A 13,093-nucleotide genomic window follows, 5' to 3' on the forward strand; every position below is an offset into this window, starting at 1 on the left:
CTGCCGGCTCAGGCCTCGCGGAAGCGGTAGCCCACGCCGTAGAGCGTCTCGATCATCTCGAAGTCGTCATCGACAGCCTTGAACTTCTTGCGAAGCCGCTTGATGTGGCTGTCGATTGTGCGATCATCGACATAGACCTGCTCATCATAGGCCGAATCCATCAGCGCGTCACGGCTCTTGACGACGCCGGGGCGCTGGGCGAGCGAATGCAGGATCAGGAACTCGGTGACGGTGAGCGTCACCGGCTCGCCTTTCCAGGTGCAGGTGTGGCGCTCCTGGTCCATGACCAACTGGCCGCGCTCCAGCGATTTCGCCTGCTGGCTGGGCGCCTTGGCGGCCGCTTCGCGGGCGCTGGCGCGGCGCAGCACGGCGCGTACCCGCTCGACCAGCAGCCGCTGCGAGAACGGCTTGCGGATGAAGTCATCGGCGCCCATCTTGAGGCCGAAAAGCTCGTCGATCTCGTCGTCCTTGGAGGTCAGGAAGATCACCGGCAGGTCTGTCTTCTGGCGGAGCCGGCGCAGAAGTTCCATACCATCCATGCGCGGCATCTTGATGTCGAGTATGGCGAGGTTCGGCGGCCGTGCCGCGAAGCCCTCGAGCGCGGATGCTCCATCCGTATAGGTCTCTACGCGATAGCCTTCCGATTCCAGTGCGATCGACACCGAAGTCAGAATATTACGGTCGTCGTCGACAAGCGCGATCGTTGCCATTTCAAGCGGCTCCCTCATATGCGGGCGTCCCTTCCAGCATCAAGAAGAGGCTATTGGCGGACAAATTGAGTACAAATTGTGGCACGGCTTTCGTTCCATGTCACGACACGCCTTCCGGCACAACCCCCAGCAAGACAAGTCGACTAGGCTTGCAACACGTTGACGGCGCAACGGTTTCGTCTGTCCCAGCCGCGCGAATACTGCTCGAAGACCCGGCAGCTAACGGTTTTGCTGCTCATCTTGCTGCCGTAGCCGTCACCAAAAATCGGCAACCGAAAGAGGGCGTCACGATCCCGTGAGCAGCCCCAGATGGCAGCGTTGTCGGCCCGAGCCGGCTACCCTAGGCGCGCGCGAGAAGATGGTCGGGCTTCAGCCAGAACGGCGGCAGGCAAAGCGGCGTCGAGGACAGCGGCAGGATGCTTTCCTTCACCACCACGCCGAGTTCGTCGCGCATGAAGGCGCGACGGGCCTCGATGCGTGCGAAACACCACGGATGGCGTGATTTCAGCTCGTCGCGCAGCGCCGCGTCGGCAAAAGTGACCGGATCCTCGCAGTTCAGCGTCCAGCCGGCAGGCATCGGCACCGGGATGACATCGACCTGGAACGGCATGCCGGAGGCGAGTCTTTCCGTGGAGCCGGGCCGCACCGGGGTGTTCATCCATTCCTCGTGGCCGGTGAGGTGGCCCGGGTTGAGCGCGGAGCGCAATCCGCCCTGCGCAAGCTTGCCGACGACCGCCTCATGCAGCGCCCCGCCGGTAACGCCGATATCGGCGGCTTCGTACCAGGCAAGCAGGCCCTCGAAATAGGCGGAGGCTGTCTTCAGGAAGGCTTCGTTGCCGGCGTCGAACAGGCCGGCGCGCGACGACAGCGCGCCCCAATAGCCGATGGCGGTGGTGACGCCGTCGCCGCGCGTCAGCTTTCGGCCGATCGGACTGCGCAGGCCGATCACCGTCTCGCCGGGGCCGGCCGACGACAGCATGGTGTGGACGTTGAGCGGATCGCCGGCATAATTCATGCGCGCGGCGGCGGAAAATTCGTCGTCGCCTTCGCGCACGCCGGAAACGATGCGCCACAGCGCCAGCGAGACGCGGGTCGACGCCCATTCGAAGGCGGCGATCTGGTCGGCGTCGATGATGGCGCGCAGACCGGTCTCCGGATGCATCAGAACTGGCGTCACGTCGCGGACCGCGCCCGCCGGGCCGACGAGGCGTTCGAACATGCGGACATGAACGGCCGGCACGAAGAACGCCGTCGCCGCGTCCTCGTCCTCGTTCGGCTCCAGATATTTCCAGCCGACCAGCCCGATGCTGTCGCCGGCGCGCAACCCCGCATCGCGCAGCCGGTCGGCGAGGCGCGGATGGCGGGTGCGATCCTGCCCCATCAGGCTCAGCGACTGGGCGACGAGCACCGTCAGGCCTGGCAAACCGGCGAGCGGCGCATAACTCTCCGACTCGTTGCCGGTGAGCAGCACGCGCTCGCCCTTTGGGCCGAGCAGCAGGAAGGTCTCCTCGAAACGCGGCTCGAAACCCGTGAGGAACACGATGTTGCCGAAATGCTCGCGATCCGCATAGACGGCCAGCCAGTCGCAGCCGGCGCGTTCATAGGCTGCCTTGACGCGCGCCTCATAGGTCGATGCCGGGACCACGGGCCGGCTGCCGGACGTGCCGAAATCCGGCATCGCGATCTTCCTCAGTTCAACTGCCATTCTCATCTCCTCCCCGTGGAATCGTATGCTCCTATGAAATCCCGCTTTCATGCTGCCGTCGATATGCCAGAAGGTGACGAAGACGGCCGCTGTGCTAGAGGAATGCCGGTCAAATGGAGGAGATCGATGGGTGAATTCGAAGGAAGGGTGGCGCTGGTCACCGGCACGACCGGCATAGGGCTGGCGACGGCGAAAAGGCTGGCTTCCGGAGGTGCCGCGATCGTCGCCTGTGGCATCGACAAGAAGGCCAATGCCGAGATGCAGGCGATGTTCGACGCGGCGCAGCTCCCGGCGGCCGTCCTGCATGTCGATGTTTCCGTGCCCGATGCGGTCGAAGACGCGGTAGCGCAAGCGGCGAGGCGCTTCGGGGGGCTGGACATCATCGTCAATGCCGCCGCCGTGCATCCCTATGGAACCGTGCTCGACACGTCCTTCGAGACCTGGAACCGGACGATGGCCGTCAATATCGGCTCGATCTATCTCACCGCGCATTTTGGCATACCCGAAATGGTGAAGCGCGGTGGCGGCGCTATCGTCAACGTCTCGTCGGTGCAGGGTTTCGCCTCGCAGCAGAATGTCGCGGCCTATGCGACGACAAAGGGCGCGATCCACGCGCTGACCCGCGCCATGGCGCTCGACCATGCGCGTGCCGGCGTCCGCGTGAACTCGGTCAGCCCAGGCTCGGTGCGCACGCCGATCCTCGCCAACGCTGTTCGAGTTTCGGACGGCCCGGACGCCGACATCGAAGCGGCTTTTCGGCGCTTCGGCGAGGCGCATCCGATCGGGCGCATCGGTGAGCCCGAAGAACTGGCGGAGTTGATCGCCTTTCTGTGCTCGGACCGGGCCGGCTTCTGCACCGGTGCCGACTACAAGGCGGACGGCGGTCTGACAGCGGCGATCGGCGTACGATAGTCGCCGAAGCCACAGGCCGGCAGCCAGGGAATCCAATGGACCAGACCCCGTGCCGATGCTTGCGAAGCGGGCAGCGCACCAGCTAACACGGAACGTGAAATCGCGGTCCCTTCGGCCGCGTCGGCCGGGGGACGACGATGAACTACGCCAGAATGGTGATCGAAAAGGAAGCGCCGGAGGAATACGGCTACGACCGCATCCGCTTCAACCTGTCCGAGAGTTCGATCGCCGACCGAAAACTCTCGGATTTCGGGTTTTCCCTCCCCGACCTGACCCTGTTCTACGGCGAACATCGTGGAGAGCCCGAGCTTCGAAAGCTGATTGCCGCGCAGGACGAAGGCTTGTCGCCCAGCGACGTGCTGGTGACAGCGGGCGCCGCCGGCGCGCTGTTCATCATCGCGACGACCCTGCTTTCGGCCGAGGATCATCTTGTCGTGGTGCGGCCCAATTACGCCACCAACATCGAGACGCCGAAGGCGATCGGCTGCGAGATCGGTTACATCGATCTTTCCTTCGACGATGGATTTGCGATCGACCTGAAACGGATCGAAGCCGCGTTGAGGCCGAACACGCGGCTGATCAGCGTCACTTGTCCGCACAATCCGACCGGCACGATGATGAGCGAGGCCGACCTGACCGGGCTGGTCGCGCTAGCGGAAAGCCATGGCTGCCGGTTGCTGGTCGACGAGACCTATCGCGACCTGAGCTACGGCCGGCGGCTGCCTGCGGCCGCCTCGCTCAGCCGCAGCGCGATCAGCGTCTCATCGCTGTCGAAAGCCTTTGGCATCCCCGGCATCCGCATCGGCTGGCTGGTGACCCGCGACGCCGAACTCTACGAGCGTTTCCTCGCGGCCAAGGAACAGATCGGAATCTGCGGCAGCGTCATCGACGAGCGCATCGCGCGCTCCATGCTGGAGCAGCGCGGCCAGTTCCTCGGTGCCGCCATGCCGGAAATGGCCCGCCGCCGCGACATCGTGCAGGACTGGATCGACGGCGAGGCGCTGGTCGACTGGATCAAGCCGGAAGGCGGCGTGGTCGGTTTTCCACGCCTGAATGTCGGCCCGGATTTCGATCTCGACGCCTTCTATGTCCGGCTGCTCGAACGTCACGGGACCTATGTCGGCCCCGGCCACTGGTTCGAAATGCCAAAGAGCTTCTTTCGTGTCGGTTTCGGCTGGCCGACTGAAGCGGAACTGCGCGGCGGTCTCGCCGCGATTTCCGCCGCGCTGCGCGACGCGGCCTGACCGGATAAACGAGACAAATCATGCCTATCGACATCGAGAAAATCCGGTCGCAATTCCCGTCGCTGGCCGTCACCGACGACAACCGGGCGCGGATCTATTTCGACAATCCCGGCGGCACGCAGGTGCCGCAGATCGTCATAGACCGGATGACCGACTGCCTGATCCGCAGCAACGCCAATCTGGGCGGCGCTTTCGCCAGCTCGATCGGTGCCGGCGCGATCATCGACGGTGCGCGCGCGGCAATGGCCGATTTCGTCAACGCCGCTTCACCCGACGAGATCGTGTTCGGCCAGAACATGACGACGCTGACTTTTTCCATGTCGCGCTCGCTCGGCCGCCGGTTCACGTCCGGCGACGAGATCGTGCTGACGCGCATGGACCATGACGGCAACGTCTCGCCCTGGCTGCTTCTAGCGCGCGACCTCGGGCTGACGGTCAAGTGGCTGGATTTCAATCCGCAGACATTCGAGTTCGATCTCGCCGATCTCGCGGCGCTGCTTGGGCCGCGCACAAAACTGGTCGCCGTCAACCATGCCAGCAACGCCACGGGCACGATCAACGACGTCAAGGCGATCAGCCGGATGGCGAAGGAGGCCGGTGCAATGGTCTATGTCGATTCCGTGCAGTTCGCGCCGCATGGCAGCATCGACGTGCAGGACATCGGCTGCGATTTCCTGGTGTGCTCGGCCTACAAATTCTTCGGGCCCCACCAGGGCATTTTGTGGGGCCGCGCCGACCTGCTCGCGGAGCTGGAGGCCTATAAGGTACGGCCGGCCGCCAGCAGCGGCCCGGAGAAATTCGAGACGGGCACGCAGAGCCATGAAGGGCTGGCCGGCGTAACGGCGGCGGTGGATTATTTCGCAGGCATCGGTGCGACGATGGGAGCGGACCAGCATGTCCACCATGCCGGCTTCTCCGGCCGGCGGCGCGATGTGCGGGCGGCGATGGACATGCTTTTCGCTTATGAGAGGACGCTTGCCGAAAGGCTGATCGATGGGCTCAGGGAGTTGCCAGAGGTGACGATCCAGGGCATCACCGCGCCGGAGGCGATGGGCCGCCGTGTGCCGACGATTTCCTTCACCACGCCGCGGCACGAGCCACGCGCTCTGGCCGAGGCACTGGCGGAACAGAATATCTTTGCCTGGAGCGGCCACAATTACGCGGTGGAAGCGATCGACCGGCTTGGTCTGGCAGGCAAGGGTGGTGTGCTGCGGCTCGGGCTGGCGCACTACAACACGGTCGGCGAAGTGGATTTCGTCGTCGATAAGCTCCGTCGCATACTCTGAGTAATGCGTAATCGGTACGTCGTGCTGATGCATTGATCGGCAACTGGCCGAAAGGCTTGCCTATGGCGTGTGCAAATGAGGGAGAGTGGTCGCCGGTTTAAACGATTTAAACGATTTCAAAATCTTTAAATCGATTAATGGTTTGATATATCTACATTTTTCTGGTTTCGAGAATTTGAGCTCGAAGACAAGAGCGACAGCAGTTTCATTTCCCGGCCGTTTGCCGGGACGGCGCACAACCCACCAGTTCGAGGGGAAGATGGGCGAAATCGGCATGCGCAATCCCGCCTGCGGGATCGAGACTTTCGGCATAAGGACGTCCGGCACGGTTCATTACAATCTGCGGGCGGCCACCCTCTATGAAGAGGCAATCCGCCGTGGCGAGGCCACGCTCACGGCCGATGGCGCGCTGGTGGCCTATACCGGCCAGCACACCGGACGTTCTCCCAAGGACAAGTTTGTCGTCCGCGACGCCGCGACCGAGCCGCATGTCTGGTGGGATAACAACGGTGCGATGCAGCCTTCGCACTTCGACACCCTGCTTGCCGACTTCCTGGCGCATGCCGCAGCGAAAGACCTGTTCGTTCAGGATCTGATCGGCGGCGCCGACGAGCATCAAAAACTGCCGACGCGGGTCATCACCGAATATGCCTGGCACTCGCTGTTCATCCGCAACCTTTTGATCCGGCCGGACGCCGAGGCGCTGGCCGGCTTCCTGCCGAAGATGACGATCGTCGACCTGCCTTCGTTCCGCGCCGACCCGACGCGCCACGGCACGCGCACCGACACGGTCATCGCCGTCGACCTGACACGCATGATCGTCCTGATCGGCGGCACGTCCTACGCCGGCGAAATGAAGAAGTCAGTGTTCACGGCACTGAACTACCTGCTGCCGGCGCGGGGCGTCATGCCGATGCACTGCTCGGCCAATGAAGGCCCGGCCGGCGACGCCGCCGTGTTCTTCGGCCTGTCCGGCACCGGCAAGACGACGCTGTCGGCCGACGCCTCGCGCACACTGATCGGCGACGACGAGCATGGCTGGGGGCCGGACGGCATCTTCAACTTCGAGGGCGGCTGCTACGCCAAGACGATCAAGCTGTCGGCCGAAGCAGAGCCTGAGATCTTCGCCACCACCCGGCGCTTCGGCACGGTGCTTGAGAACGTCGTGCTGGACGGCAACCGCGTCCCCAACTTCGACGACGGATCGCTGACGGAAAACACGCGCTGCGCCTATCCGCTCGATTTCATCCCCAACGCGAGCGCGACCGGCCGGGCCGGGCATCCCAGGAACATCGTGATGCTGACTGCCGACGCCTTCGGCGTGATGCCGCCGATCGCCAAGCTGACGCCGGAACAGGCGATGTATCACTTCCTTTCCGGCTACACCGCCAAGGTTGCCGGCACCGAAAAGGGCGTGAAAGAACCCGAAGCGACGTTTTCCACCTGCTTCGGCGCCCCCTTCATGCCGCGCCATCCCTCCGAATACGGCAATCTGCTGCGCGAACTCATCGCCCGGCACGGCGCCGATTGCTGGCTGGTCAACACCGGCTGGACCGGCGGCGCCTTCGGCACGGGAAAACGCATGCCGATCAAGGCGACGCGCGCCCTGCTCGCCGCCGCGCTCGACGGCACTTTGAACAAGGCCGAGTTCCGCACCGATCCGAATTTCGGCTTTGCCGTGCCGGTGGCTGTGCCGGGCGTCGATCCGCGGATTCTCGATCCCCGCTCGACCTGGGCCGACGCTGCCGCCTACGACCGCCAGGCAAAACGCATGGTCCAGATGTTTATCGGCAATTTCGAAAAGTTCGAGCCGCATGTCGACACCCATGTGGCGGGTGCTGCGCCGCGTTTCAGGGAAGCGGCGGAATAGCGCCGACATTAGCCTCCCCCTTGCGGGGAGGTCGGCGAGCAGACGGAGCGAAGCGACGTTCGCGAGAAGGGGTGGGGTAACCTCAGGTTTGAGCACTTCAGCGACCCCACCCCGCGTCGAAAACCTCGCCTGACGCTCGATTTTCTCCGCGACCCTCCCCTCAGAGGGGAGGGTCAAGACGCGCCGCCTCTTCCCTTTTCGACGCGGGCGCGCCATGTCTGGCGCATGAACCCGGACGAGATCATCCCCATAGCGGACGGCGTGGCCATCCACCCCGAGGATTTGCAGGAGAGTTTCATCCGCTCTTCCGGTCCCGGCGGGCAGAACGTCAACAAGGTGGCCACTGCCGTGCAACTGCGCTTCGACGCCGCGCATGCCCGCAGCCTGCCTGAGCGGGTGCGCGATCGGGTGATCGCGCTCGCCGGCCAGCGCGCCACCAAGGACGGCGTCATCGTCATCGAGGCGGACCGGTTTCGCACTCAGGAGCGCAATCGCGCGGATGCACGCGAGCGGCTCGCCGCGCTGGTCGCCAAGGCGGCCGAACCGCCGCCGCCGCCACGCAAGAAGACAAGACCGTCGAAGGGCGCGGTCGAAAGGCGGCTGAAGTCGAAAGCCGGCCGCTCCACGGTGAAAAAACTGCGCGGCAAGGTCGGCGACGACTGAGCGGCGGAGCCCGCCGGCTCCAAGCCTTTTCATTCCGCATTTTCGATGCAAAGGTCAGCGCAACGCAACCGGCCATGGAGTGCCACCACGATGGGAATGTTCGACTTCGTGAAAAATGTCGGCAAGAAGCTGGGCTTCGGCGACGAGGACGATGCGGCGGCGAAGGCCGAGGCGCTGAAGAAGGAACTCGATTCGCACAAGCTCGGCACCGAAAAGGTCGACGTCTCGGTCAAGGGCGACACGGTCGTGCTGAAAGGTGTGGTCAAGGACCAGTCGATCTTCGAAAAGGCGGTCATCGCCGTCGGCAACACGCTGGGCGTTTCCTCGGTCGAGGCGGAGGAGCTGAAAGTCGTGGCCCCGGAATCGAGCCTGAAGCTCGAAACCACTGACCTGACCGAGTTGGTCAAGGCATCGACGCCGGCCAAGGAGCCGGTGTTCTACACGGTCAAGAAAGGGGACAACCTCTGGAAGATCGCCGAGGCGCGGTACGGCAAAGGCAAGGGCGCCAGGAACACGGTGATCTTCGAGGCCAACAAGCCGATGCTGACGCATCCCGACAAGATCTATCCCGGGCAAGTGCTGCGTATCCCCGATCCGGAAACCGCCTGATCTCACGAAACCCGGTTCCCTCCCGAAGCAGGTTGCGGGTCGCTTCCAACTGAAGGTCTGTTACGATTGACGGCCGCGCGAAGCGCGGCCGTTCTCATCGGTGTGATGTCGTTTCCAATACCGCATATCTTTGAGCGACATTCGTAACAGGAACAGACCATGCTCGCGCTGCCGAAAGGCGTCCGGCACATGCCGGGTTATCTCAGCCACGAAATGCAGAAAGACCTCGTGGAGGCGATCCGCGATGTGGTGCGCGCCGCGCCGCTGTACACGCCGACCATGCCGAAGAGCGGCAAGGAAATGAGCGTGCGCATGACCAATTGCGGGCCGCTGGGCTGGGTCACCGACAAGGAAAGCGGCTATCGCTACCAGGCGACCCATCCTGTAACCGGCGAGCCCTGGCCCGCCATCCCCGACATGCTGCTTGCGCTGTGGCGCGAGGTGTCGGACTACCCGCACCCGCCCGAAGCCTGCCTCGTCAACTTCTATTCGGAAACGGCGAGGATGGGTCTGCATCAGGATCGTGATGAAGCCGATCTGCAGGCGCCGGTGGTTTCGATATCGCTTGGCGACAGTTGTCTGTTCCGCGTCGGCCAGCCGTCGCGCGACGGGCCGACAGTCTCGTTCCGGCTGGAAAGCGGCGACGTGGTGTTGCTCGGCGGCGCGGGCCGGCTCTGCTTCCACGGCGTCGACCGGATTTATCCCGCAACCTCCATGCTGCTCCCCAAGGGCGGGCGGATCAATCTGACGCTGCGGCGGGTGACGGTGCCCGCGCCGTAACGGAATCTACAGCTATTCTGGCTAGGGCAATCCGCGGTCGGGTTGCTGAATCCGGCAGTTGCACAGGGCGGCGGGACAGGCGCCTTGTGCCATCAAGGCGGCTTCGATGGCGTCGGACGGCAAGTTCGAAATCTTCCTTCGCGAAACCGCGGCGTATATTCGCGCCGACGCGGGAATCTATTTTTTCATTGCCGTCTATGCGCTGGCCGGAATCTCGCTGCTTCACCTGCTCCAGGCGGGCGAGCGCGCCGCCTACGGGATCTATGTCGGCAGCGGCCTGTTCATGTTCGGCCTCGTCATGCCGACCGTCGTGCTTGTCTTCGATCTCTGCTGGTCGGTTGTCCGATTTGGCCGGCGCCGCAATCTTGCGTTCAGCCGTTTCCTTTCTCCGCGGCGTCTGGCCTATCTCGTCTCCGGTCTTCTTCTCATGCAGGCCATGACGATCTTCTTCGGGACATTCACCTCGATCAAGAACGTTCTGCCCCTGCTGCACGGCGGTTTCCCCTACGATCGCCTGCACGCCGATATCGATGCCGCGTTGCATGGCGGGGTGGATCCCTGGCGACTGATCCAGGTCGCATGGGGAAGCGACACCGTCAGAAGACTCGTCGAATGGAACTATCATCTGGGCTGGTCATCGATCTGCTACGGAACCCTGTTCTTCATGGTGACGTCGCCGCGCGCCAGGAGGCTGAGGACCCGCTACCTGGTCGGCTTCATGCTTGTCTGGATCATCGTCGGCAACCTGCTGGCCGGCCTGTTTCTCTCCGCCGGGCCGGCCTTTTACGGCCTGGTCACGGGCGATGGCCAACGGTTCGCGGAACAGCTCCAATTTCTGGCGCAGGGCGGTGAAACAGCCGATGGCACGGCCATTTATCAAAAATATCTGTGGCTCGCCTACATCAACGGCACGGCCGGTCTGGCCACGGGGATATCCGCGTTCCCCAGCGTCCATGTTGCGTTGATCGGTCTCAACGCGTTTTTCCTGTATGCGTTCAGCCGCAAACTCGGCATGATTGCCTTTGCATATGTTGCGTTTGTCGAACTGAGCTCCGTCTATCTCGCCTGGCACTATGCGATCGACGGATACGCGGCGATAGCGGTCGCGGGTCTGATCTTCGTAGCCGTGAAAAAATGGCTGCCCGATCCCGGAAGATCGGCAACCGCGAGGCCGCCAAGCCGTCCTATCGCCTCGCAGGCACTTACAGCTTCCTGAGAGCCACTTCCTTGACGAAGTGATCCTCGCCCTTGCGCAGGATCAGGTCGGCGCGGGGCCGGGTCGGCAGGATGTTCTCACGCAGATTTTTCAGATTGATGTTTTGCCACAAGCCTTCACCGATGGCGCGAGCCGCATCCTCCGACAACCGCGAATAGCGATGGAAGAAGGAGTCGGGATTTCGGAACGCCGTCTCGCGAAGCCGCATGAAACGCGAGATGTACCAGTCGTGAATGAGGTCCTCGTCGGCGTCGATGAAGAACGAGAAATCAAAGAAATCCGACAGGAACGGCACATATTTTCCGTCCTTGGGCAGGTCGCGCGGCTGCAGGACGTTGAGGCCTTCGAAGATCAAAATGTCCGGCCGGTCGATTGTGACGAACTCGCCCGGAACCACGTCATAGGTCAGGTGCGAATAGACCGGCGCGCGCACGTTGGCCTCGCCCGACTTGATCGCGGAGAGGAAGCGCAGCAGCGCGCCGACATCGTAGCTCTCCGGAAAACCCTTGCGCTCCATCAACCCCTGGCGGCGCAAGGCGTCGTTCGGCTGGAGGAAGCCGTCGGTCGTGATCAGATCGACCTTGGGGCTCGACGGCCAGCGGCGCATCAACTCCTTCAAGAGCCTGGCGGTCGTCGACTTGCCGACAGCCACTGAGCCGGCCATACCGATGATGAATGGCGTCTTGCGCACGTCGGCGGCATTGAAGAAGGCCTTGCGCTGGCGGAACAGCGCCTGGCTGGTCTCGACATGAGCGGAAAGCAGCCGCGACAGCGACAGGTAGATGCGCCTGACCTCGTCAAGGTCGACCCGGTCCTGCAGCGAACGCAACCGCTCGACTTCCTCCGCCGTCAGCGTCAGCGGCGTGTCCGCCCGGAATTCCGCCCAGCGCTCGGCGGTGAAGAAGCGGTAGGGAGAATATTTCTCGGTCGGAGCGAACTGATCCATCTGCCCTCTCGATGCCGTGCCGTCAGCCGGCACGCGACGCCTTTTCCGCGAGTCCGGATTGCCCGGTCCTGCGCTCCAGTTCGGCCATGACATCGGCCAGCGGCACGCCGGCGACAGCCAGCACGACCAGAAGGTGGTAGAGGAGGTCGGCGCTTTCCGCGACCAGAGCCGTGGGCTCGCCGTGCACCGCCGCGATCACGGTCTCCACCGCTTCCTCGCCCATCTTCTTGGCGGCGCGATCCATGCCTGCGGCATACAACTTTGCCGTCCAAGAAGACGAAGCGTCGCCCGAACGGGCGCGCTCGGCGACGATCTTCTCCAGATCGGAAAGCGAAAATGCGGTCATCGGCCGCCGTTTAGGCCTGTTGCAGTGCGAAGTCGAGTCGCATGGCGAGGCCTGCCGCCGCCATATGCGTCTTGGCTTGTGAAATCGAATAGGTGCCGAAATGGAAGATCGAGGCGGCGAGGACCGCCGTCGCATGACCGTCGCGGATTCCTTCCACGAGATGGTCAAGGTTGCCCACGCCGCCGGAAGCGATGACCGGCACACGCACCGCGTCGGCTACCGCGCGGGTCAGGGCGATGTCGTATCCGGCCTTGGTGCCGTCGCGGTCCATCGAGGTGAGCAGGATTTCGCCGGCGCCGAGATCGACCACCTTTCGGGCGAACGCGACGGCATCGATGTCCGTCGGCTTGCGGCCGCCATGGGTGAAGATCTCCCAGCGATCGGCTTCTCCGGCGCCAGATACCTTCTTGGCATCGATGGCGACTACGATGCATTGGTTGCCGAACTTGTCGGCAGCCTCGGCGACGAAATCCGGATTGTTTACGGCTGCCGTGTTGATCGAAACCTTGTCGGCACCGGCCAGCAACAGTCTTCGTATGTCGGCAACCTGGCGAACGCCGCCGCCGACGGTCAGCGGCATGAAACATTGTTCCGCCGTGCGGGCCACGACGTCGAAGATCGTCTCGCGGTTGTCGGATGATGCGGTGATATCGAGGAAACAGAGCTCGTCGGCGCCGGCCGCATCATAGGCGCGCGCCGCCTCGACCGGATCGCCGGCGTCGATCAGATCGACGAAATTGACGCCCTTGACGACACGGCCGTCCTTGACGTCGAGGCAGGGAATGACGCGGGATTTGAGGGTCATG

Annotated in this window: 13 protein-coding genes; 8 read left to right on the forward strand and 5 right to left on the reverse strand. The window is 63.6% G+C overall.

What is annotated here, in order from left to right:
• Nucleotides 1–8 precede the first annotated feature (8 nt).
• Entirely contained in the window at nucleotides 9–710 is a 702-nt protein-coding gene (locus ABMA59_RS09030; RefSeq protein WP_349005006.1) for a response regulator transcription factor, read from the reverse strand.
• Nucleotides 711–1,050: 340 nt separating this feature from the next.
• Nucleotides 1,051–2,415 (reverse strand): Xaa-Pro aminopeptidase, encoded by a 1,365-nt coding sequence (locus ABMA59_RS09035; RefSeq protein WP_349005007.1) that lies wholly within the window; start codon nucleotides 2,413–2,415, stop codon nucleotides 1,051–1,053.
• Between the two features lie 126 nt (nucleotides 2,416–2,541).
• On the opposite strand from ABMA59_RS09035, the gene ABMA59_RS09040 reads away from it, so the two are divergent.
• The 8 genes from ABMA59_RS09040 (at nucleotide 2,542) to ABMA59_RS09075 (ending at nucleotide 10,995) form a co-directional block, all read left to right on the forward strand.
• Nucleotides 2,542–3,327: an SDR family NAD(P)-dependent oxidoreductase gene (locus ABMA59_RS09040; RefSeq protein WP_349005008.1), complete on the forward strand. Its 786-nt coding sequence runs from the start codon at nucleotides 2,542–2,544 to the stop codon at nucleotides 3,325–3,327.
• A gap of 137 nt (nucleotides 3,328–3,464) precedes the next feature.
• Nucleotides 3,465–4,571 (forward strand): aminotransferase class I/II-fold pyridoxal phosphate-dependent enzyme, encoded by a 1,107-nt coding sequence (locus ABMA59_RS09045; protein WP_349005009.1) that lies wholly within the window; start codon nucleotides 3,465–3,467, stop codon nucleotides 4,569–4,571.
• Between the two features lie 20 nt (nucleotides 4,572–4,591).
• On the forward strand, nucleotides 4,592–5,857 hold the full coding sequence (locus ABMA59_RS09050) for a cysteine desulfurase-like protein (RefSeq protein WP_349005010.1): 1,266 nt from the start codon (nucleotides 4,592–4,594) through the stop codon (nucleotides 5,855–5,857).
• A 259-nt stretch (nucleotides 5,858–6,116) separates the two neighbouring features.
• Nucleotides 6,117–7,727 (forward strand): phosphoenolpyruvate carboxykinase, encoded by a 1,611-nt coding sequence (locus ABMA59_RS09055; protein ID WP_349005011.1) that lies wholly within the window; start codon nucleotides 6,117–6,119, stop codon nucleotides 7,725–7,727.
• A 225-nt stretch (nucleotides 7,728–7,952) separates the two neighbouring features.
• Nucleotides 7,953–8,390: an alternative ribosome rescue aminoacyl-tRNA hydrolase ArfB gene (arfB, locus tag ABMA59_RS09060; protein WP_349005012.1), complete on the forward strand. Its 438-nt coding sequence runs from the start codon at nucleotides 7,953–7,955 to the stop codon at nucleotides 8,388–8,390.
• Between the two features lie 90 nt (nucleotides 8,391–8,480).
• Nucleotides 8,481–8,999 (forward strand): peptidoglycan-binding protein LysM, encoded by a 519-nt coding sequence (lysM, locus tag ABMA59_RS09065; protein ID WP_349005013.1) that lies wholly within the window; start codon nucleotides 8,481–8,483, stop codon nucleotides 8,997–8,999.
• Between the two features lie 159 nt (nucleotides 9,000–9,158).
• On the forward strand, nucleotides 9,159–9,779 hold the full coding sequence (locus ABMA59_RS09070; RefSeq protein WP_349005014.1) for an alpha-ketoglutarate-dependent dioxygenase AlkB family protein: 621 nt from the start codon (nucleotides 9,159–9,161) through the stop codon (nucleotides 9,777–9,779).
• A 106-nt stretch (nucleotides 9,780–9,885) separates the two neighbouring features.
• On the forward strand, nucleotides 9,886–10,995 hold the full coding sequence (locus ABMA59_RS09075; RefSeq protein WP_349005015.1) for a phosphatase PAP2 family protein: 1,110 nt from the start codon (nucleotides 9,886–9,888) through the stop codon (nucleotides 10,993–10,995).
• Here ABMA59_RS09075 and coaA read toward each other — a convergent pair.
• The 3 genes from coaA to hisF are packed head-to-tail and all read right to left on the reverse strand — an operon-like array spanning nucleotide 10,982 to nucleotide 13,092.
• Nucleotides 10,982–11,941, reverse strand: coding sequence for a type I pantothenate kinase (gene coaA / locus ABMA59_RS09080; RefSeq protein ID WP_349005016.1), 960 nt, complete (start codon nucleotides 11,939–11,941; stop codon nucleotides 10,982–10,984). The genes ABMA59_RS09075 and coaA overlap by 14 nt on opposite strands.
• A gap of 22 nt (nucleotides 11,942–11,963) precedes the next feature.
• Nucleotides 11,964–12,287, reverse strand: coding sequence for a phosphoribosyl-ATP diphosphatase (locus ABMA59_RS09085; RefSeq protein ID WP_349005017.1), 324 nt, complete (start codon nucleotides 12,285–12,287; stop codon nucleotides 11,964–11,966).
• 10 nt (nucleotides 12,288–12,297) lie between these two features.
• Nucleotides 12,298–13,092, reverse strand: a complete 795-nt coding sequence (gene hisF / locus ABMA59_RS09090) for an imidazole glycerol phosphate synthase subunit HisF (protein ID WP_349005018.1) — start codon at nucleotides 13,090–13,092, stop codon at nucleotides 12,298–12,300.
• Between the last annotated feature and the right edge of the window lies 1 nt (nucleotide 13,093).

The organism is Mesorhizobium yinganensis (assembly GCF_040081985.1).
Lineage (GTDB): Bacteria > Pseudomonadota > Alphaproteobacteria > Rhizobiales > Rhizobiaceae > Kumtagia > Kumtagia yinganensis.

Coding starts and splice junctions, on each gene's coding strand:
- ABMA59_RS09030 (WP_349005006.1), bottom strand. CDS start 710: ATGGCAACGATCGCGCTTGTCGACGACGACCGTAATATTCTGACTTCG.
- ABMA59_RS09035 (WP_349005007.1), bottom strand. CDS start 2,415: ATGGCAGTTGAACTGAGGAAGATCGCGATGCCGGATTTCGGCACGTCC.
- ABMA59_RS09040 (WP_349005008.1), top strand. CDS start 2,542: ATGGGTGAATTCGAAGGAAGGGTGGCGCTGGTCACCGGCACGACCGGC.
- ABMA59_RS09045 (WP_349005009.1), top strand. CDS start 3,465: ATGAACTACGCCAGAATGGTGATCGAAAAGGAAGCGCCGGAGGAATAC.
- ABMA59_RS09050 (WP_349005010.1), top strand. CDS start 4,592: ATGCCTATCGACATCGAGAAAATCCGGTCGCAATTCCCGTCGCTGGCC.
- ABMA59_RS09055 (WP_349005011.1), top strand. CDS start 6,117: ATGGGCGAAATCGGCATGCGCAATCCCGCCTGCGGGATCGAGACTTTC.
- arfB (WP_349005012.1), top strand. CDS start 7,953: ATGAACCCGGACGAGATCATCCCCATAGCGGACGGCGTGGCCATCCAC.
- lysM (WP_349005013.1), top strand. CDS start 8,481: ATGGGAATGTTCGACTTCGTGAAAAATGTCGGCAAGAAGCTGGGCTTC.
- ABMA59_RS09070 (WP_349005014.1), top strand. CDS start 9,159: ATGCTCGCGCTGCCGAAAGGCGTCCGGCACATGCCGGGTTATCTCAGC.
- ABMA59_RS09075 (WP_349005015.1), top strand. CDS start 9,886: ATGGCGTCGGACGGCAAGTTCGAAATCTTCCTTCGCGAAACCGCGGCG.
- coaA (WP_349005016.1), bottom strand. CDS start 11,941: ATGGATCAGTTCGCTCCGACCGAGAAATATTCTCCCTACCGCTTCTTC.
- ABMA59_RS09085 (WP_349005017.1), bottom strand. CDS start 12,287: ATGACCGCATTTTCGCTTTCCGATCTGGAGAAGATCGTCGCCGAGCGC.
- hisF (WP_349005018.1), bottom strand. CDS start 13,092: ATGACCCTCAAATCCCGCGTCATTCCCTGCCTCGACGTCAAGGACGGC.